The following is a 21,691-nucleotide window of genomic DNA, read 5'->3' on the forward strand; positions in this document are numbered from 1 at the left end:
CCAGCCAACAATCAGGCGCATGTTCACGGCATGTTACTCAATGGGTGTCAGCAGCGGCATTTTCCACTGTCCGCTGACCACTTCCGGTTTGGGCAGGTAGATCCGCAACACGGCATAGAACGGTCCGTGCGGCGCCGGCAGCCAATTGCTCTTTTTGTCCTTGACCGGTTCTGAGTGCTGCAGGTAAAGGGTCAGGCCGCCGTCGGCATCGAGTTTCAGGTTCGGCAACAGGTGCGAGTTGATCAGGTAGCGCTTCATATGGTTGGCCACCAGCAACTGGCTCTTGCCGTCGTACATGGTCAGTGACCAGAAAGCGTCGGCCGGCGGCAGTGAATCTTTGTCGAAGTGCAGGGTGTAACTGCGTTTCGCGCCATTGGCCGGCTTGCCCTTGTTGTCGACCAAATAAACGATGTCATTCGCCTCTTCGGCCGAATTGCCGAAGATCCCCACCCTGGCGCCGGCATAGCGGTACAGGTAGTTGTTGTTCAGGCGGTCTCGGGTGCCATATAGATTACCGCTGTTGACCTGGTGAGTGTCGACCTTGTCCTTCTTGAGTGCGGCAAACTCGGCCTTGCCGTCGGCGATCCCGGCCTCCAGGGCTTTGCGCTGCTCGGCACTCAGGTCGCTGACCTTGAACGGTTGTCCGGCGACGATGCCGATTTTGGCGAAGCGCGCCAGCAGGTCTCCTTCAACCGCTTGCGGTGCAGCGAAGGCCAGCATGAAGTTCAGGTAGCGAAACAGCTCCGGGCTGTCGCTCATGTTGGCCTCGGGTTTTGGCCAATCTACCCTGGAGGCCGCTTGGGGCGCAGGTTCGCCCAGGTAGCGGCTCAGGGGCTGAACCTTGTATCCCTTCTGTATCTGTCTGACCTTGTTCAGGTCTTTTTCGTCGAACAACTGCGTGCGATACATGGCATAGGCAATGTTGCTTTCAGTGCGGATCATCCGGTCGATGTTGACCGGTTGCTGACCATTCCAGTCGGGGCCGGCGATCATGAAATGGCCACCTTGGTTGCCGGTGCTACGGGTGCCGAGATAGGCGAAGTTCTGCGTGTAAAGGTCGATCAACTGGACCGAGTAATAGCGGCTTTCCTCGATCGCCGGCAGTGTCAGGACCACAGGTTCGGTTCGCAGGTCCATCCAGACGAACGAGTAGGGCGTGTCGGAGTCAGGGGTGAGGAAGGCGGTGTCCTTGGGCGTGAAGAGCATTGCGGTATTGCTGATCTGATTGAACGGTGCCTTGTAGTTCGGAGCTTTTTTGTCCACGGCCTGGGTGTACAGGGTCTTGTACATCTCCACCACCGGGAAGCCATAGAGGTACGCCTCTTTGGCAATTGCCCGGGCTTCGGCGGGTGTGGCGCTGAAGTCGGCCCAGGCAGTGCTGCTCAGCAGCAGCGAAAGGCTGGCGAGCAACAGGCGTGTCGGTCTTTCAATGATCATTGCTTCGTCCTTCTCATGAACTCATCCGGTTTTCAGGCGTTATTCCACAGCCATGATGCCGTCGGGTTTCCAGCTTTTGTCGAAATAGGCACCGGTTGGCGCATACAGCGGCAAGTAGCTGAACACACAAGCGCCAAGGCTCACAAATAAGCCTGAATAGCCAGTTGAAAGTCCAGTTCGGCGTAGCGTTTGGCAATGGCGTCGCGGGACGGCAGTTCGCCCTGCATGTTGATTGGGCCGAGGCGAGTGTCCAGAGACTGAGCTTGAGCTTGAGCACCGACGCCACAACTTGCGAAAAGCGCCATCAGGCTGAAACCCGCTGCGCGAAGAAAAACATTCATAGCAACTTCCTTATTTTCCGAAGGTGACATTCAGTCCGGCAAGCAGCGTGAATTGCGGTACGCCGTCACCTTTGCGCTCAGCTGTGTTGTAGCGTTTGGGGGTTGGTTGTCCCCTATTGCGCAAAACGCAGGCGATAACGTTGCGGCCAATAACATAGCGGGCGTATGTAGAGTTTTCGACATCATTCCCCCGATTCCTTCGTGGCTCAGTGGACGACTCGGCACTTCATGGCCGATTGATATAGCTTTTCGCTCTAGGACTCCAGCAGGACGCTTCTGATGAAACTAGCAGGGAAAGTCGACTTAGCCAGTGGAAGGCATTCATTCGTTGGGTTTTGTGCACGGCTTTGCCGGGGTTGAGGGGGCGGACGGGCAAGTTCTTCGTAGCAGCTGCCGAAGGCTGCGTTCGAGCGCGTAGCGGTCGTAAAACCGGCGAGCGCTTTCTTTCTGAAAACAGGCGGTTCACTCAATTGCGACTGCTGCGCACTCGAACGCAGGCTTCGCCAGCTTGTGTCTTGGGCATAGAAGTGTTGCCCGGCCTTCTCCGACAGAGGATCGCGTCATATTTGTGGGAACGAGGCTTGCCCGCGATAGACGGTCCGTCATTCAACGTAGAAACCTGCATCTGCTGACGAGCGTGTATTACAGTCATGAACAGGACATTTCAGGTAATGGAACGGGAGTTATTTGTCAGCAATACGGGATAGGCCGCAAAGCACTTTCGTGTTTAACTTTGGCTCCTCGAAATGTTCAAGATTTCTCACCACAACTCCTCTCAAAAGGACTCCGTTCATGGCTCAAGTCACTCTTAAAGGCAACCCGGTTCAAGTCAACGGCCAGCTGCCGCAAGCCGGTTCCAAGGCGCCTGCGTTCTCCCTGGTTGCTGGCAATCTGTCCGACGTTACCCTGGCGAGCTTTGCCGGCAAGCGCAAAGTGCTGAACATTTTTCCAAGCATCGACACCCCGACCTGCGCCACTTCCGTGCGCAAGTTCAATGCCCAGGCCAACGACGTGGCCAACACGGTTGTGTTGTGCATTTCGGCTGACCTGCCGTTCGCCCAGGCACGTTTCTGCGGCGCGGAAGGTCTGGACAACGTCCAGAACCTGTCCACCCTGCGTGGCGTCGAGTTCATCCAGAACTACGGCGTGGCTATCGCTGACGGTCCACTCAAAGGCCTGACTGCTCGTGCCGTTGTCGTCCTTGACGAAAACGACACTGTGCTGCACAGCGAACTGGTCAAGGAAATCGCTGAAGAGCCCAACTACGAAGCGGCGTTGGCCGTTTTGAAGTAACAGGTTTTACGATTATTGACGGCCTGGCCTTGTCCAGGCCGTTTTTATTTGTGCGTCAGTGGTTTAGCAAGCACTGACGAACGTAAGCCCAACGTAAATTGCCGGTAAAGGCGCTTTGCTAAATCCCCGCCAGTGCTTATCTTTCAGCCTTCAGTAGAAGATGCTCACGCGCCCAATGGTTGATCCTTCCATGCAATCCACTGCTTCCCGTAACCCCCGTCGCTGGCTGCTCGGCCTGCTTGTCCTGTTGGTCATCGCTGGTCTGTGCTGGAAGTTCTGGCCAACCGACGTTGCTCACAAAGAAGCCGCAGCGCAGAAAGCCAGCACCGGGCATACCGGCAAGTCCGGCCTCATGCGCCCGGGGTTCGGCGGGTCCGCCGGACCGGTTCCGGTACGCGTGGCGGCAGTAACGCGTGGAGATTTCCCGCTGTACTACAAAGCACTGGGTACCGTCACGGCGTTGAATACCATCAATGTGCGCAGTCGCGTGGCTGGCGAGCTGGTCAAGATCGCGTTTGAGGAAGGGCAGATGGTCAAGGCCGGCGACTTGCTGGCCGAGATCGACCCGCGTCCCTACCAGAATGCCTTGCTTCAGGCCGAAGGCACCTTGCTACAGAATCAGGCGCAACTGAAAAATGCCCTGGTCGATCTTGAGCGCTACCGCGGCCTGTACGCCGAAGACAGTATCGCCAAACAGACGCTGGACACCGCCGCAGCGCTGGTGGGTCAGTATCAGGGCACGGTCAAGACCAATCAGGCGGCGGTCAATGACGCCAGGCTCAACCTGGAGTTCACCAGGATTCGCGCACCGATTGCCGGACGTCTGGGCTTGCGTCAACTGGACGTCGGTAACCTGGTGGCGGCCAATGACACCACGGCGCTGGTGATCATTACCCAGACTCAGCCGATCAGCGTGGCCTTCACCTTGCCGGAAAACAGCCTGACGACGGTCCTTGAGCGCTTCCACAGCGGTGCCCGATTGCCAGTGGAAGCCTGGGACCGCGGTGACGTGAAATTGCAGGCTACCGGCGTCTTGCAGAGTCTGGATAACCAGATCGACATCACCACCGGAACCCTGAAATTCAAGGCGCGCTACGAGAACCGTGATCAAACGCTGTTTCCCAATCAGTTCGTCAATGTGCGCGTGCTCGCCGACACCTTGAAAGGCGTAGTGCTGGCGCCGTCGGCAGCGATCCAGTTCGGCAACAACGGTACCTTTGTCTACGCGATGGACGGCGATAAAAAGGTCAGGATCCTGCCGTTGAAGGTGGGTGCCAGCGACGGCGATGTAACGGTTATCAACGAAGGCCTGAGCCCGGGTGATCGTGTGGTTCTGGAGGGCACCGATCGCCTGAAAGAGGGCAGCGAGGTGGAAGTGGTCAACGACAGCCAGGAGATTCCGGCCACCCCGGCCAAGGATCTGCAAGGCACGCCGGCAAGCAGCGCGGTTGAACCAGCAGCCACTGGCAAGGCGATAAAGGGCGGCGCATGAACATCTCACGGCTGTTCATCCTCCGTCCGGTGGCCACGACCCTGAGTATGCTGGCCATTATTCTGGCCGGCCTGATCGCCTACCGGCTGTTGCCGGTCTCGGCATTGCCCCAGGTCGATTACCCGACCATTCGGGTGATGACGCTTTACCCCGGTGCCAGCCCTGATGTGATGACCAGTGCGGTCACTGCGCCGCTGGAACGTCAGTTCGGGCAAATGCCAGGGCTGACCCAGATGACCTCGACCAGTTCTGGCGGCGCCTCGGTGCTGACCTTGCGTTTCAGCCTCGAGATCAATATGGATGTCGCCGAGCAGCAGGTGCAGGCCGCGATCAACGCCGCCACCAACCTGTTGCCCAAGGATCTGCCGGCACCGCCGGTGTACAACAAGGTCAACCCGGCGGACACCCCGGTTCTGACGTTGGCCATTACCTCCAGGACCATGCTGTTGCCCAAGCTCAATGATTTGGTCGATACCCGCATGGCGCAGAAGATCGCCCAGATCAGTGGCGTCGGCATGGTCAGCATCGCGGGTGGTCAGCGTCAGGCGGTGCGGATCAAGGTCAATCCCGAGGCTCTGGCGGCCAACGGCTTGAACCTCTCGGACGTGCGCACCCTGGTCAGTGCCTCTAACGTCAACCAGCCCAAGGGCAACTTCGACGGTACGACCCGGGTCTCGATGCTCGATGCCAACGACCAGCTGACCTCGCCCAAAGACTACGCCGAGCTGATCCTCGCCTATAAAGACGGTGCTCCGCTGCGTCTGAAGGACGTGGCACAGATCGTCGACGGCGCCGAGAACGAGCGCCTCGCCGCCTGGGCCAATCAAAACCAGGCCGTGTTGTTGAACATCCAGCGTCAACCGGGCGCGAACGTGATCGAAGTGGTCGACCGGATCAAGGCATTGTTGCCGAGCATCACCGACAACCTGCCGGCCGGCCTTGACGTGATCGTGCTGACCGACCGTACCCAGACCATCCGCGCCTCGGTCACCGACGTGCAACACGAACTGCTGATCGCCATCGCCCTGGTGGTCATGGTGACGTTCCTGTTTCTGCGCAGGGCCAGCGCGACGATCATTCCGTCGGTTGCCGTACCGCTGTCGTTGATCGGTACCTTTGGTGTGATGTACCTGGCCGGATTCTCGATCAACAACCTGACCCTGATGGCCCTGACTATCGCCACCGGCTTTGTGGTGGACGACGCCATCGTCATGCTGGAGAACATCTCGCGCTTCATCGAGGAGGGTGACAGCCCGCTAGTGGCGGCGCTCAAGGGCGCGAAGCAGATCGGCTTCACCTTGATCTCGCTGACACTGTCGCTGATCGCGGTATTGATTCCGCTGCTGTTCATGGCTGACGTGGTAGGGCGGTTGTTCCGCGAGTTCGCCATCACCCTGGCGGTGGCGATCCTGATTTCCCTGGTCGTCTCCCTGACCCTGACACCGATGATGTGCGCGCGTTTGCTCAAGCGTGACCCCGAGGAGCAAGAGCAGGGCCGTTTTTACCGTGCCAGCGGCGCCTGGATCGACTGGATGATTGCCGCCTACGGGCGCAAGTTGAAGTGGGTGTTGAAACACCAGCCACTGACTCTGCTGGTGGCCATCGCCACTCTGGGCCTGACGGTGTTCCTGTATATGGTGGTGCCCAAGGGGTTCTTCCCGGTGCAGGATACCGGGGTGATCCAGGGCATTTCCGAGGCGCCGCAGTCGATTTCGTTCGCTGCGATGAGCCAGCGTCAGCAGGAGCTGGCCAAAATCATTCTGCAAGACCCGGCCGTACAAAGCCTGTCGTCCTACATCGGCGTCGACGGCGATAACGCCACGCTCAACAGCGGGCGCCTGTTGATCAACCTCAAACCCCATAACGAGCGTGGCCAGAGCGCAACGCAAGTGATTGCGCGCTTGCAACCCGAACTGAACAAGTTGGTGGGCATCCGGCTGTTCATGCAGCCGGTGCAGGATTTGACCATCGAAGACCGGGTCAGTCGTACCCAGTATCAGTTCAGCATGTCCTCGCCGGATGCCGACATGCTCAGCCTCTGGAGCGGCAGGCTGGTCGAAGCGCTGGCCAGGCAGCCGGAGCTGACCGACGTTGCCAGCGATTTGCAGGACAAGGGTTTGCAGGTCTTTCTGGTGATCGACCGCGATGCGGCGTCGCGCATTGGTGTGTCCGTGTCGAACATCACCGATGCGCTGTATGACGCCTTCGGCCAGCGGCAGATTTCCACCATCTACACCCAGGCCAGCCAATACCGTGTGGTGCTGCAGTCGCAGTCTGGCGAGAAGATCGGTCCGCAGGCTCTGGAGCAGATCCACGTCAAAACCACCGCTGGCGGTCAGGTGCGGTTGTCCAGCCTGGCCCATATCGAGGAGCGTCAGGCGCAACTGGCGATTACCCATATCGGCCAGTTCCCCGCGGTGATGATGTCGTTCAACCTGGCGCCCGGTGTGGCGTTGGGGCAGGCGGTACAGCTGATCAATAAGGTGCAGCAGGATATCGGCATGCCGATCGGCGTGCAGACCCGGTTCGAGGGCGCCGCCCAGGCCTTTGAAGCGTCGCTGTCGAGCACCTTGCTGCTGATTCTGGCGGCGGTGGTGACCATGTACATCGTGCTTGGCGTGCTCTACGAGAGCTACATCCACCCGGTCACCATTCTTTCGACCTTGCCCTCGGCGGCGGTTGGCGCCTTGCTGGCGTTGATCCTCAGCGGCAATGATTTGGGGATGATCGCGATCATCGGCATCATTCTGCTGATCGGTATCGTGAAAAAGAACGCGATCATGATGATCGACTTCGCCCTCGATGCCGAACGCAATCAGGGCATGGACCCGGAGGCGGCGATCTATCAAGCGGCGTTGCTGCGGTTCCGGCCGATTCTGATGACTACCCTGGCCGCACTGTTCGGCGCCGTGCCCTTGATGCTTGCCACCGGTTCCGGCGCTGAACTGCGTCAACCGCTGGGCCTGGTGATGGTCGGCGGTTTGTTGGTCAGCCAGGTGCTGACGCTGTTCACCACGCCGGTGATTTACCTGTACTTCGACCGTCTCGCCCGGCGCTGGCGGCCGGCGCCGGATCGTCTGGAGCCGGTTGAGCCATGAACCTGTCCGGACCCTTCATTCGCCGGCCGGTAGCGACCATGTTACTGAGCCTGGCGATCCTGCTGCTGGGTGGCGTGAGCTTCGGTTTGCTACCGGTGGCGCCGCTGCCACAGATGGACTTCCCGGTGATCGTGGTTCAGGCGAGCCTGCCTGGCGCCAGCCCGGAAGTCATGGCGTCGACCGTGGCAACGCCGCTGGAGCGTTCCTTCGGCGCCATCGCCGGGGTCAACACCATGAGCAGCCGTTCCAGCCAGGGCTCGACCCGGGTGATCCTGCAGTTCGACCTCGATCGGGACATCAACGGCGCGGCGCGGGAAGTGCAGGCCGCGATCAACGCTTCGCGCAACCTGCTGCCCAGTGGTATGCGCAGCATGCCGACCTACAAAAAGGTCAACCCGTCCCAGGCACCGATCATGGTCTTGTCGCTGACCTCGGATGTGCTGCAAAAGGGCCAGCTCTATGATCTGGCCTCGACCATTCTGTCGCAAAGCCTGTCCCAGGTGCCGGGGGTGGGTGAAGTGCAGATCGGCGGCAGCTCGCTGCCGGCAGTGCGCATCGAGCTGGAGCCGCAGTTGCTTAACCAGTACGGCGTGGCACTGGACGATGTGCGTACGACCATCGCCAACGCTAACGTGCGCCGGCCCAAGGGCTCGGTCGAAGACGACCAGCGCATGTGGCTGGTGCAGGCCAACGACCAACTGGAGAAAGCCAGGGATTACGAGCCGCTGATCATTCGCTACCAGAATGGCTCGGCGTTGCGCCTCAGTGATGTGGCGAAGGTCAGCGATGGCGTCGAAGACCGCTACAACAGCGGCTTTTTCAACGATGATGCGGCGGTGCTGCTGGTGATCAACCGTCAGGCCGGGGCTAACATCATCGAAACGGTCAACGAGATCAAGGCTCAGCTGCCAGCGTTGCAGGCAGTGTTACCGGCCAGCGTCAAACTGAACCTGGCCATGGACCGCTCGCCGGTGATCAAGGCCACCTTGCACGAAGCGGAAATGACCCTGTTGATCGCCGTGACGCTGGTGATTGTGGTGGTGTTTGTGTTCCTCGGAAAGTTGCGCGCCTCGTTGATCCCTACATTGGCGGTACCGGTGTCGCTGGTTGGCACCTTCGCCATCATGTACCTCTATGGGTTTTCCCTGAACAACCTGTCGCTGATGGCGCTGATTCTTGCCACCGGGCTGGTGGTGGACGACGCGATCGTGGTGCTGGAGAACATTTCCCGGCATATCGACGAAGGTATTTCGCCAATGAAAGCGGCGTATAGGGGGGCCCAGGAGGTGGGGTTCACGCTGCTGTCGATGAACGTCTCGCTGGTGGCGGTGTTTCTCTCGATTCTGTTTATGGGCGGGATCATCGAGAGCCTGTTCCGCGAGTTTTCCATCACCCTGGCAGCGTCCATCGTAGTCTCGCTGGTGGTCTCGCTGACCCTGACGCCGATGCTCTGCGCGCGCTGGCTGAAGCCCCACAACCCCGGCCAGGAAAATCGCTTGCAACGCTGGAGCCAGCGGGCCAACGAGTGGATGGTCAGCGGCTATGCGCGCAGCCTGGACTGGGTGTTGCATCATCGGCGGCTGACCTTGTTCAGCCTGCTGATCACCATCGGGGTCAACGTCGCGCTGTATGTGGTAGTGCCCAAAACCTTCCTGCCGCAACAGGACACCGGTCAGTTGATTGGCTTTGTGCGCGGTGATGACGGGATGTCGTTCAACGTGATGCAACCGAAGATGGAAACCTTCCGTCGCGCGGTATTGGCCGACCCGGCGGTAGAAAGTGTCGCCGGCTTTATTGGCGGGAACAACGGCACCAACAACGCTTTCATGCTGGTGCGTCTGAAACCGATCAAGGAACGGCAGGTTTCCGCGCAGAAAGTCATCGAGCGTCTACGCAAGTCGGTGCCCAAGGTGCCGGGCAGTCAATTGATGCTCATGGCCGACCAGGATCTGCAATTTGGTGGTGGTCGCGAGCAAACCACCTCGCAATATTCCTACATCCTGCAAAGTGGCGATCTGGGGGCATTGCGCGAGTGGTACCCCAAAGTCGTCAAAGCGCTCAAGGCCTTGCCCGAGCTGACGGCCATTGATGCCCGCGAGGGGCGGGGTGCCCAGCAGGTGACGCTGGTGGTCGACCGCGACCAGGCCAAGCGCCTGGGCGTTGACATGAACATGGTCACAGCAGTGCTGAACAACGCCTACAGCCAGCGACAGATCTCCACCATCTATGACAGCCTCAACCAGTATCAGGTGGTGATGGAGGTCAACCCGAAATACGCCCGGGACCCGATAACCCTCAATCAGGTGCAGGTGATCACCGCCACTGGCCAGCGCATCCCGCTGTCGGGTATCGCCCATTACGAAAACAGCCTGGAAAACGACCGGGTCAGCCATGAAGGGCAGTTTGCTTCTGAAAGCATTACCTTCGACATGGCCGAAGGCGTCACCGTCGAACAGGGTACTGCGGCCATCGAACGGGCCATTGCCAAGGTCGGGCTACCCGAAGAGGTGATTGCCAAGATGGCGGGTACCGCGAACGCCTTCGCCGCGGCGCAAAAGAGTCAGCCGTGGATGATTCTCGGCGCGCTGGTGGCGGTGTACCTGGTGCTGGGGGTGCTCTATGAAAGCTATATTCACCCGTTGACCATTCTTTCAACGCTACCGTCGGCCGGGGTCGGGGCGCTGCTGTCGATCTACGCGTTCGGCGGCGAGTTCAGCCTGATCTCGTTGCTCGGGCTGTTCTTGCTGATCGGCGTGGTGAAGAAAAACGCGATCCTGATGATCGACCTGGCGCTGCAGTTTGAACGTCAGCGGGGCATGCCACCGCTGGAGTCGATCCGCAGCGCCTGCCTGTTGCGACTGCGGCCTATTCTGATGACCACGCTGGCGGCGATTCTCGGTGCCTTGCCGTTGTTGCTCAGCACCGCGGAGGGCGCGGAGATGCGTCAGCCGCTGGGCCTGACGATTATCGGCGGGCTGATCTTCAGCCAGGTACTGACGCTTTACACCACCCCGGTGGTTTACCTCTATCTCGACCGTCTGCGCCATCGCTTCAATCACTGGCGCGGGATACGTACCGATGCTGCTCTGGAAACTCCGCTATGACTGACCGCTCGCCTCCCAAAGCCCCCGTGCCGTTCACTCAACGCCTGGTCATGGCCCGCGGTTCGCGTCTGCTTAGCCTGACCTTGTGCGGGTTGATGCTCAGCGCCTGCGCTATCGGCCCTGATTACCAACGCCCGGAACTGAGTGCTCCAGCCCAATTCAAAGAAGCCAAGGGCTGGCGTCAGGCCAACCCCAGCGACTCCCTGGCCCGTGGTGCCTGGTGGGAGTTATACGGTGATCAGCAACTCGACGGCCTGATCGAGAAGCTCAACAGTGCCAACCAGACCGTTGCCCAGTCGGAAGCCCAGTACCGCCAGGCCCAGGCCCTGGTTCGCAGCGCCCGAGGTTCGTTTTTTCCGAGTGTGAACCTGAGCGCCGGGAAAACCCGCTCCAGTCAGGGCACTGGCAGCAGCAGTTCGAGCTTGACCAGCTCCATCAGCGGCATTCGCGATACTTACAACACCCAGCTGGGTGTGAGTTGGGAGGCGGATGTCTGGGGTAAATTGCGTCGCGGCCTGGAGGCCAATGAGGCCAGTGCCCAGGCAAGCTTTGCGGATCTGGCGGCAATGCGCCTGAGCCAGCAATCGCAGCTGGTGCAGAGCTACCTGCAATTGCGGGTGATGGATCAACAGAAGCGCCTGTTGGAAGCGACGGTCGAGACCTATCAGCGCTCACTGACAATGACCGAAAACCAATACCGCGCCGGCATATCCGGCAAAGATGCGGTCGCCCAGGCGCAAACCCAGCTAAAGAGCACTCAGGCGGACCTCATCGACCTGATCTGGCAGCGCGCCCAACTGGAAAACGCCATCGCCGTACTGACGGGGGTGCCGCCGGCAGAGTTCAACCTGGCAGAGACTCAGGACATCCCCGCGTTGCCGCAGATTCCCTTGAGCCTGCCGTCGCAGCTGCTTGAGCGGCGTCCGGACATCGCTTCGGCCGAGCGTTTGGTGATTGCCGCCAATGCCAACATCGGCGTAGCTGAAGCAGCCTACTTTCCAGACCTGACTCTCAGCCTGAGCGGCGGTTACAGCAGCAGTACCTTCGCCGACTGGATCAGCCTGCCAAACCGCTTCTGGTCGGTGGGACCGAAACTGGCCATGACCCTGTTCGACGGCGGCCAACGCTCGGCGGAGGTCGATCGCACTGAAGCGGTGTATGACCAGACCGTGGCCAAATACCGGCAGACCGTGCTCGATGGCTTTCGTGAGGTGGAAAACTTCATGGTGCAGCTCAAGGTGCTGGAAGACGAAGCGGCGGTGCGACAGCAAGCCCTGGAGTCAGCCCGCGAATCCTTGCGTCTGACCCAGAACCAGTACAAGGCCGGTTTGATCGCCTACCTCGATGTGGTGGTGGTCCAGGCCACTGCCCTGAGCAACGAACGCAGCGTGCTGACCCTGCTGCAAAGCCGCTTGATTGCCAGCGTACAACTGATCGCTGCGTTGGGCGGTGGCTGGGATGGGCAGATGCAGCTGAGTGAGAAGGAGTAGGGGATAAAGATACAGGCAGGTTTTGTAGCAGCTGGCGAAGCCTGCGTTCGAGTGCGAAGCGCTCGTGAATGAGCCTCTGCGATCAGCCTGCGGAATCTTGGTGTTTAATTTACGTCCGCTACGCGGTCGAACGCAGGCTTCGCCAGCTGCTACATACGGATTATCGACTAATGGCCTATTGATAGTTTTTCTCAGTGCGTTCTGTAGCGCAATCGGTACAATCGCCACTTTGACACCGAGCATGGACGCCGTTCGGCTCATTGGCCACGAGAAGCCCCATGCTCATTGGTAGTTATTCCCCCGCCCTGGTCTTGATCTCCCTCTGTGTAGCGATTCTCGCTTCCTATACCGCTCTGGATCTCACCGGACGCATCGCTACGGCCAGGGGCCGGGCGGTTCATCTGTGGACGGCGGGCGGGGCGCTGGCCATGGGTGTGGGTGTCTGGTCGATGCACTTTATCGGCATGCTGGCATTCGAGTTGCCGGTTGACCTGGGGTATGACCTCACGATTACCCTGTTATCCCTGCTGATCGCCATTGTGTCCTGTGGTTTTGCCCTGTGGCTGGTCAGCCAGCCACGTTTGCCGGCCTGGCAGTTGGCGTTCGGCGCCCTGATCATGGGCGCCGGGATCAGCGCCATGCACTACACCGGCATGGCCGCCATGCGCATGCAGCCGGGTATCGATTACGACCCGGCGCTGTTCAGCGCGTCCTTGTTGATCGCCGTCGGGGCTTCAGCCGCTGCGTTGTGGATCGCCTTCCGGCTGCGTCAAAACACCCCTTACGTCATGTTTGCCCGTGGCGGCGCGGCAGTGATCATGGGCATCGCCATAGTCGGCATGCATTACACCGGCATGGCCGCAGCGCGTTTCGCCGACGGCAGCTTTTGTGGTGCAGCGTTCGACGGCCTGAGCAGCAAGGGCCTGGATAACCTGGTGCTGGTCACCACCCTGGCGGTGCTGTGCATCGCGTTGCTGACCTCGGTCCTCGACGCCCGCCTCGAAGCCCGTACTGCCGATCTGGCCAACTCGCTGACCCTGGCCAATCAGGAACTCACCCAGCTGGCACTGCACGACACCCTGACCGGATTGCCGAATCGGGTTCTGCTGGCCGATCGCATTGATCAGGCGATGCATCTGGTGCGCGAGCAGGGCGGTTGTTTTGCGTTGATGTTCCTCGATCTGGATGGCTTCAAACCGGTCAACGATGCGTTTGGGCATCACATGGGCGACCAGTTGCTACGTGAAGTCGGCCTGCGCCTGCGCGAGGATTTGCGTAGCCAGGACACGCTGGCGCGCATCGGTGGCGATGAATTCGTGTTGTTGGTGCAGCTCGGCGAGCCGGATGATGCCCTGAGCCTGGCGGCGCGCCAGGTCGGGCTGATTTCGCGCTCGTTTCGGGTGGCCGAGCATGACCTGCAAATCTCCGCCAGCGTGGGTATTGCCGTTTACCCCGGTAATGGTGAGACCGCACAAGAATTGCTGATGAACGCCGACGCGGCGATGTACCACGCCAAAGGTACCGGCAAGAACGGTTATCGCTTCTTCGACGCCTCGATGAACACCGACGCCCGTAAACAATTGCAATTGCTGCAAGACCTGCGTGCCGCCGTCGAGCACGAGCAATTCAGTCTGTATTACCAACCCAAGTTCGATGCCTGCAACGGCCAACCAGTAGGTGCCGAGGCCCTGTTGCGTTGGGTACACCCGCAGCATGGCATGATGCTGCCGGACAAATTCATTGATCTGGCGGAAAAGACCGGTCTGATCATCCCGATCGGCGAATGGGTATTGAACGAAGCCTGCCGCCAGATGCGTGAATGGTACGTGCAGGGCTACACCGACTGGCGTATCGCAGTGAACCTGTCGGCTTTGCAGTTTTGTCATGCCGGGCTGGTGAAAAGCGTTGCCGGCGCGTTGGCGCGCCACCACTTGCCGGCCAACAGCCTGACCCTGGAAATCACTGAAACCACGGCCATGAGCGACGCTGATGCGAGCATGACGGTCCTCCAGGAGCTTTCGCAAATGGGCGTCGATTTGTCCATTGATGACTTTGGTACCGGCTACTCGAGCCTGATGTACCTCAAGCGTTTGCCGGCCAACGAATTGAAGATCGACCGTGGTTTTGTCCGCGATCTGGAACATGATAGCGATGACGCCGCCATCGTTTCAGCCATCGTCGCCCTCGGTCAGGCGTTGGGGCTGCGAATCGTCGCAGAAGGCGTGGAAACCGATGTGCAGCAAAATTTCCTGACCCAGTTAGGGTGCGATTCGTTGCAAGGCTACTTGCTCGGGCATCCGCTGCCAGCGGAGCGCTTCATGGCAGATATCCATAGAACGGAGCAACTGGCGGCAAGTTGAACTGCGATGTGCTTGACTTGAACCCATGCAAAAGCACTCGCTGGCAGGTATTGTGCAGCCAATGCTTAAGGTTTGAATGGGGGAGCAAGCATGGACAGAGTCATGGTCATCACCGGCGGCGGCCGCGGTATCGGCGCGGCCACTGCACTTCTGGCAGCGCAGCAGGGTTATCGGATCTGCATCAATTACCAGGCGGACGAGCTGGCCGCTCAGCAGGTGCTCGAGCAAGTCCGCGCGCTGGGTGTCCAGGCGATTGCCGTGCGCGCCGATGTCAGTATCGAAGACGAAGTCATCGGCCTGTTCCATCGGGTCGATACCGAACTGGGTCGGGTGACGGCACTGGTCAGCAACGCGGGCACCGTGGGGCACAAATCCCGGGTCGATCAAATGTCCGAGTTTCGTATTCTCAAAGTCATGAAAACCAATGTGCTGGGGCCGATTCTCTGCGCCAAGCATGCGGTGTTGCGCATGTCCCCCAAACACGGCGGCCAGGGCGGCAGTATCGTCAACGTATCCTCCGTCGCCTCGCGTCTTGGAGCCCCCGGTGAGTACGTCGACTACGCGGCCTCCAAAGGCGCACTGGACAGCTTCACTATCGGTCTTTCCAAAGAAGTGGCAGGCGAGGGTATCCGCGTCAATGCGGTGCGCCCCGGCTACATCTACACCGATTTCCACGCCCTGAGCGGCGACCCGGACCGCGTCAGCAAACTCGAATCCGGCATTCCGATGGCCCGCGGCGGCCGCCCCGATGAAGTGGCCGAGGCGATTATCTGGCTACTGTCGGACAAGGCTTCCTATGCGACCGGGACTTTTGTGGATCTGGGCGGTGGGCGGTAGTTAATGATCGTTCCCACGCTCTGCGTGGGAATGCCTCACTGGACGCTCCGCGTCCGCTTCGGCAGTGACGCAGAGCGTCACGGGCTGCATTCCCACGCGGGAGCGTGGGAACGATCACACTGAACCATCAGAACGACCGCACAATCCGCCCCAGCGTTTCCATCGCCTTCTCGGCAGCCTCGTTCCAGGGGCTGCCGTAATTCAACCGAATGCAATTCCTGAACCGCCGGGTTGGCGAGAAGATCGGCCCCGGTGCGATGCTGATGCCCTGGGCCAGTGCCATCTGGAATAACTTCAATGAGTCCATCTGCGCCGGCAGTTCCAGCCACAGGAAGTAGCCGCCGGCCGGTTGGCTGACGCGGGTTTGCGCCGGGAAGTAGCGGGCGATGGCGGCGAGCATGGCGCTTTGTTGCTCTTCCAGGGCGTAACGTAGTTTGCGCAAGTGGCGGTCGTAGCCGCCGTGTTGCAAGTAGTCGGCGATGGCGGCCTGGGCAGGCATCGAGGCGCAGAGTGAGGTCATGAGTTTCAGGCGTTCGATTTTCTGTGCATAGCGCCCGGCGGCGACCCAGCCGATACGGTAGCCGGGAGCCAGGCTTTTGGCGAAGGAGCCGCAGTGCATCACCAGGCCTTCGGTGTCGAAAGCCTTGGCCGGTTTCGGTGCCTGTTGACCGTAATAGAGTTCGGCGTAGACGTCGTCCTCGATCAGCGGCACTTGATGAGTGCGCAGCAGCTCCACAAGCTCCTGTTTCTTGGCCTCGGGCATCGTCGCGCCCATGGGGTTCTGGAAGCTGGTCATGCACCAGCAGGCCTTGATCGGGTGGCGCTCGAGGGTTTGCGCCAGGACGCCAAGGTCGATGCCGTCCCGTGGATGCACGGGGATTTCCACGGCTTTGAGCTTGAGTCGTTCCAGTACTTGCAGGCTGGCATAGAACGCCGGGGCTTCGATGGCCACCAGGTCACCGGGTTCGGTCACCGCTTGCAGGCACAGGTTCAGGGCCTCGAGGGCGCCGTTGGTGATCAGCAGCTCTTCCATGGGCAGCATCAAGCCGCCGACCATGTAGCGCAGGGCGATCTGCCGACGCAGTTGCGGGTTGCCCGGCGACATGTCGGTGACCACCATCCGTGGGTCCATTTCGCGGCTGGCGCTGGCCAGTGAACGGGCCAGACGTTGCAGCGGGAACAGGGTCGGGCTGGGGAAGGCCGAGCCGAAGGGGATGGTGGTCGGGTCCTTGATCGAATCAAGGACCGAGAACACCAGTTCGCTGACATCGACTTCAGTGGATTCGTTGACCTGGCTGCTGATCACCGGCTCCGAGAACGGGCTCGGCGCGTGGGTGTTGACGAAGTAGCCGGAGCGCGGTCGGGCACGGATCAGACCACGACGTTCCAGCAGGTAATACGCCTGGAACACCGTGGACGGGCTGACTCCATAGGTCTGGCTGGCATAGCGCACCGATGGCACGCGCTGGCCAGGGCCGAGCACCCCGCGGCGGATCAGTTCAGCGATGTCGTCAGCGAATTTTTCGTAGCGTTTCATCTAAGGCCCGGTTCAGTGTCATACAGAAATATTCGGCTGACTTCTTCTTCGCGGGCAAGCCTCGCTCCTACAGAATTGCGCACACCATGCAGGAGCGAGGCTTGCCCGCGATCGAGCGCGAAGCGCTCGCTAGAGAGTCTACCGATTCAACGGCGCAACAAAACGACTTTGCGCGACGCTGTGTACGCTCGGGTCATCGCTGTCGGTAATCATGAAGCTGATTTTTTGCGAGCTGCTGCTTGGGCGGTCAGTCGTCATCGCCACCGACACGGGGATATCCACGATCTCGCCCGGCGCCAGGCTCAGCTCCGTCTTGCCCTGCAACTGGAAGCCATCGCCATCCACCAGGGCCAGGTTGTATTGCTGGCGTTGCTGGGTCTTGTTGATGATCTTCAGGCTGTAGATGTTCTCGATCTGGCCCAGACTGTTTTCGCGGAACAGGCCACGATCCTTGCTCACATCCAGCGAGACCATCGGCCGTTCCACCAACGCCAGGGCCAATGCGCCGATCATCAGCAGCAGCACCACGGTGTAACCGACCAGTCGTGGGCGCAACAGGTGAGTCTTGCCACCTTGCAACTCATGCTCCGAGGTATAGCTGACCAGCCCGCGGGCATAGCCCATTTTGTCCATGATCGAATCGCAGGCATCGATACAGGCTGCGCAACCTATGCATTCCATCTGCAAGCCGTCACGGATATCGATACCGGTGGGGCAGACCTGCACGCACAGTTGGCAGTCGATGCAGTCACCCAGCCCAACCTCGGCCGATGCCACGCCGCGTTTGCGTGGGCCACGGTTTTCGCCGCGGGCAACATCGTAGGAAATGGTCAGGGTGTCTTTGTCGAACATCACGCTCTGAAAGCGGGCATAGGGGCACATGTGCATGCACACCGCTTCGCGTAACCAACCGGCATTGATGTACGTCGCACCGGTAAAAAACAGCACCCAGAACAGACTGACGCCACCCATTTGCAGGGTCAGCAGCTCGTTGGCCAGCGGCCGGATTGGCGTGAAGTAACCGACAAAGGTCAAGCCGGTGAGCAGGCTGATGGCCAGCCACATAGTGTGCTTGACCGAGCGGCGCATCAGTTTGTTCAGGCCCCAGGGCGCGGCTTGTAGTTTGATTCGCTGGTTGCGCTCGCCCTCGGTGACCTTTTCGCACCACATGAACAGCCAGGTAAAGGAGCTCTGAGGACAGGTATAGCCACACCAGACTCGCCCGGCGAACACGGTGATCGCAAACAAGCCAAAGGCGCAGATGATCAGTAGCGCCGAGAGCAGAATGAAATCCTGCGGCCAGAAGGTAGCACCGAAGATGTGGAATTTGCTTTCCGACAAGTCCCAGAGCACCGCCTGACGGCCACCCCAGTTCAGCCACACGGTGCCAAAGAACGCCAGGAACAAAAAGCCTGCACCGCTCACCCGCAAGGTGCGGAACAAACCGGTGAAGCTTCGGGTGTGAATCAGGTTGTCGCTGGATTTGGCCTTCATCTTTGGACGCGAAGGCTCGAATGTTTCTACTAGTCGGACGGGGATTCTATCGCTCATGGTCTTTCGCTCATCAGCCTCCATCAGGCAGCTGCACTATGACGAGCGATCTGTTTGCATAACAGACTCAGGTATCGGAATAAAAAGCGGATCAGATGAGCGCCAGACGCTTGCCTGCGACAAGTTGCAGCACCCTTGGCGTCCCCATTACAGCGACACGACAGCCCCCGACGCAGGCGCTGGCCGCTGCCTGCAATCCGGATCAGTCAAATCACCGAACCACCCTCGGTGGCCTGCGAATGCTAACGACGGTCTACCGTGCCCGCTACGGTGCCAAGTACCTTGCCGGTATTGGCGATAATTAGTGTGATGCCGAGGGTGGTTCGGTTGCCGGAGACGGATGAGTAATAGTTCGCGCAGGCCTTATTCAGTTTCCGATAAAGGTGTGTCGTCCCCAGTCGATGGTTTCTGCAGTTCATGTTTACTGAAGTCGATGTCGTTGTTTCTGCTCAGTTGATCAAGGGTTTCTCTTAGTGACCGCTGTCTCTTTTCGGGTACGGCTCTTTCGGATGTTTTGAAGTGTTTGTTGTAGAAGTCAAGTAGCTCGTAGTTGTAGGGGGGCACAGGTCGGTCGACTGTCTTTTAGTTGCTCGCGATTCAGTGCGCAGGGCAGTGCTGCTGTAGGGCGTTTATTGGAGTTTCTAAAAAAATAAAGCCTGCGACTTGCAGGCTTGCCATGAATAAAGCGACGAACGGTAGGCTGTAAAAACCATCCCTCACGCAGGTCACCCATTGGTTTTCTACCTATGCTTATCGCTTCTGTTGGGCCGCTAATCGGGGGCCGCTTGAGTCGGCGGATCTTTTTCACGCGCAATTGAAATACCCATGAACATGGCCTCGTTTCTGCTTGTTGGTGACAGGAGTAAAGCGGTTGAACGTCGGCGGGTGACGATGACTGCGGATTTTGCCGAGGGTACGCCGCAGGCAAATCAGTCTGAACTTTTGTGCCTGCTCTTGGCTCGGAACCTAAGTGAGTTCATTCACAGACAGACCAGCGCCTGTGAGGCACGACCAGGCACAAGAGCGTCCAAGGGGGCGTAGGGAGAGATGCTCAATGATTGCTGAAACACCGACAGAACTTGAACACAACCCGAAATTGCCTTTGTCGCAGGCGTTGCTGTTGCCACGCATTGCGATCGAAAGCACCCAGCCTGTCATCGATGGAGGGCAGTTTGCGGCCAAAGCCCTGGTGGGCCAGCCGGTGACAGTCACCAGCAAGGTGTTCGCCGACGGGCATGACAAGCTGGCGGTCAACCTCCGTTGGCGCGCGGAGGCTGATAGCGCGTGGCAAAGCGAAGCCATGACCAACCTCGGTAATAACGGCTGGCAAGGGCAGTTCACGGTGCCCGCCCAGGGTCGCTATGTATTTTGCATCGAAGCGTGGATCGATCAGTTCGCCAGTTTTTGTTATGAGCTGGGCAAGAAACATATGGCCGGCGTACCGGTCAGCCTGGAGTTGCAGGAAGGACGCAACCTGGTGCAGCAAGCGGTCGAGCGCAGTGAAGGGGTATTGAGCGAGCAGTTGAGCGCTTTGCATCATGAGCTCTGCGGTTTGCCGGAAACCGAGCAAGTCGCGTTGTTTGTGCATGAGCGCAGCGCTGAGCTGATGGCCCAGGCCAATCATCGTGCCTACTTGAGCATCAGCCCTGAATACCCGTTGGACGTCGAGCGTGAGCTGGCGCAGTTCGCCAGTTGGTATGAGCTGTTTCCCCGCTCGATCACCGATGACCCGGCGCGCCATGGCACGTTCAATGATGTGCACTCGCGATTGTCGATGATCCATGACATGGGCTTCGATGTTTTGTACTTTCCGCCGATCCACCCGATTGGCCGCAGCTACCGCAAAGGCCCGAACAATTCGCTGACGTGTGGTCCTGATGATCCGGGCAGCCCTTATGCCATCGGCAGCGACGAGGGCGGGCATGAGGCGATTCATTCAGAGTTGGGCAGTCGTGAAGACTTTCGCCGCCTGGTGGCCGCTGCCGCTGAACATGGGCTGCAAATCGCTCTGGATTTCGCCATCCAGTGTTCCCAGGATCACCCCTGGCTCACGCAGCGCCCAGGCTGGTTCAACTGGCGGCCGGACGGCAGCATTAAATACGCCGAAAACCCGCCGAAGAAGTATCAGGACATCGTCAACGTGGACTTCTATGCCACCGATGCGATTCCCGGTCTGTGGATGGCGTTGCGGGATGTCGTCGTCGGTTGGGTCGAGGAGGGGGTGAAGATCTTTCGCGTCGATAACCCGCACACCAAGCCTTTGCCGTTCTGGCAGTGGATGATTGCAGATGTACGGGCGGTGTACCCCGAGGTGATTTTTCTTGCCGAGGCCTTTACCACGCCGGCGATGATGGCGCGCCTGGGCAAGGTTGGCTTTTCCCAGAGCTACACCTACTTCACCTGGCGCAACACCAAGGCTGAACTGGCGACGTATTTCACCGAGCTCAACCAGTCGCCGTGGCGCGAGTGCTTCCGCCCGAATTTCTTCGTCAATACGCCGGATATCAATCCGGCTTTTCTGCATGAGTCCGGTCGTGCCGGTTTCCTGATCCGCGCCGCGCTGGCGACCATGGGCTCGGGGCTGTGGGGTATGTACTCGGGCTTCGAGCTGTGTGAAGCCGCGCCGGTGCCGGGCAAGGAAGAGTATCTGGACTCGGAGAAATATCAGATCCGCCCCCGCGACTTCAACGCCCCCGGCAACATCATCGCCGAGATCACCCAGCTCAACCGCATACGTCGGCAGAACCCGGCACTGCACAGTCATTTGGGTTTGAAAATCTATAACGCCTGGAACGACAACATTCTGTATTTCGGCAAACGCAGCGCCGATGGCAGCAACTTCGTTCTGGTGGCGGTCAGCCTCGATCCATTCAATGTGCAAGAGGCGAACTTCGAGCTGCCGCTATGGGAGATGGGCTTACCCGACGACGCGCAAACCCGCGGCGAGGATTTGATGAACGGTCATCGGTGGACCTGGTACGGCAAAACCCAGTGGATGCGGATCGAGCCGTGGAATCAGCCGTTCGGGATCTGGCGGATATCGGCAGTGTGACGAAGACGGGTTGATCGTTCCCACGCAGAGCGCTTTTGATCGTTCCCATGCGCAGCAAAGGAATGCAGCCCGTGACGCTCCGCGTCACACCAAGAGCGG

The 21,691-nt window shown here is 59.6% G+C and carries 12 protein-coding genes; 8 read left to right on the plus strand and 4 right to left on the minus strand.

All coding sequences use genetic code 11. The features are described 5' to 3' along the window. Positions 1-33: 33 nt before the first annotated feature. Both AC07W5_RS15450 and AC07W5_RS15455 read right to left on the minus strand, forming a co-directional pair. Positions 34-1,434 (minus strand): DUF1254 domain-containing protein, encoded by a 1,401-nt coding sequence (locus AC07W5_RS15450; protein ID WP_495023833.1) that lies wholly within the window; start codon positions 1,432-1,434, stop codon positions 34-36. Between the two features lie 143 nt (positions 1,435-1,577). Next, positions 1,578-1,778 carry a hypothetical protein gene (locus tag AC07W5_RS15455; protein ID WP_495011887.1) on the minus strand — a complete coding sequence of 67 codons (201 nt, stop codon included), beginning with the start codon at positions 1,776-1,778 and terminating at the stop codon, positions 1,578-1,580. 792 nt (positions 1,779-2,570) lie between these two features. Between AC07W5_RS15455 and tpx the strand changes: the two genes are divergently transcribed. The 7 genes from tpx (at position 2,571) to AC07W5_RS15490 (ending at position 15,452) form a co-directional block, all read left to right on the plus strand. After that, positions 2,571-3,071, plus strand: coding sequence for a thiol peroxidase (gene tpx, locus AC07W5_RS15460; RefSeq protein ID WP_495023736.1), 501 nt, complete (start codon positions 2,571-2,573; stop codon positions 3,069-3,071). A 175-nt stretch (positions 3,072-3,246) separates the two neighbouring features. Next, on the plus strand, positions 3,247-4,563 hold the full coding sequence (locus AC07W5_RS15465) for an MdtA/MuxA family multidrug efflux RND transporter periplasmic adaptor subunit (RefSeq protein WP_495023737.1): 1,317 nt from the start codon (positions 3,247-3,249) through the stop codon (positions 4,561-4,563). Next, positions 4,560-7,661 carry an MdtB/MuxB family multidrug efflux RND transporter permease subunit gene (locus tag AC07W5_RS15470; RefSeq protein ID WP_495023738.1) on the plus strand — a complete coding sequence of 1,034 codons (3,102 nt, stop codon included), beginning with the start codon at positions 4,560-4,562 and terminating at the stop codon, positions 7,659-7,661. The genes AC07W5_RS15465 and AC07W5_RS15470 overlap by 4 nt, the downstream gene beginning before the upstream one ends. Further along, positions 7,658-10,765, plus strand: coding sequence for an efflux RND transporter permease subunit (locus AC07W5_RS15475; protein WP_495023739.1), 3,108 nt, complete (start codon positions 7,658-7,660; stop codon positions 10,763-10,765). Before AC07W5_RS15470 ends, AC07W5_RS15475 begins: the two co-directional genes overlap by 4 nt. After that, complete coding sequence (locus AC07W5_RS15480; protein WP_495023740.1) at positions 10,762-12,255, plus strand: efflux transporter outer membrane subunit; 1,494 nt, start codon at positions 10,762-10,764, stop codon at positions 12,253-12,255. The genes AC07W5_RS15475 and AC07W5_RS15480 overlap by 4 nt, the downstream gene beginning before the upstream one ends. Before the next feature lie 278 nt (positions 12,256-12,533). Further along, positions 12,534-14,615, plus strand: coding sequence for a putative bifunctional diguanylate cyclase/phosphodiesterase (locus AC07W5_RS15485; RefSeq protein WP_495023741.1), 2,082 nt, complete (start codon positions 12,534-12,536; stop codon positions 14,613-14,615). Between the two features lie 90 nt (positions 14,616-14,705). Continuing rightward, positions 14,706-15,452 carry an SDR family oxidoreductase gene (locus AC07W5_RS15490; protein ID WP_494991504.1) on the plus strand — a complete coding sequence of 249 codons (747 nt, stop codon included), beginning with the start codon at positions 14,706-14,708 and terminating at the stop codon, positions 15,450-15,452. A 127-nt stretch (positions 15,453-15,579) separates the two neighbouring features. On the opposite strand, the gene mapR is transcribed toward AC07W5_RS15490, so the two are convergent. Both mapR and ccoG read right to left on the minus strand, forming a co-directional pair. Next, entirely contained in the window at positions 15,580-16,989 is a 1,410-nt protein-coding gene (gene mapR, locus AC07W5_RS15495) for a GntR family transcriptional regulator MpaR (protein ID WP_494991505.1), read from the minus strand. Positions 16,990-17,127: 138 nt separating this feature from the next. Further along, a complete protein-coding gene (gene ccoG / locus AC07W5_RS15500; RefSeq protein WP_495023742.1) occupies positions 17,128-18,540 on the minus strand; it encodes a cytochrome c oxidase accessory protein CcoG in 1,413 nt (470 codons plus the stop codon). A gap of 1,054 nt (positions 18,541-19,594) precedes the next feature. On the opposite strand from ccoG, the gene AC07W5_RS15505 reads away from it, so the two are divergent. Continuing rightward, positions 19,595-21,592 carry an alpha-1,4-glucan--maltose-1-phosphate maltosyltransferase gene (locus tag AC07W5_RS15505; protein WP_495023743.1) on the plus strand — a complete coding sequence of 666 codons (1,998 nt, stop codon included), beginning with the start codon at positions 19,595-19,597 and terminating at the stop codon, positions 21,590-21,592. Positions 21,593-21,691: the final 99 nt, after the last annotated feature.

The organism is Pseudomonas sp. GW821-FHT01E05 (assembly GCF_059422425.1).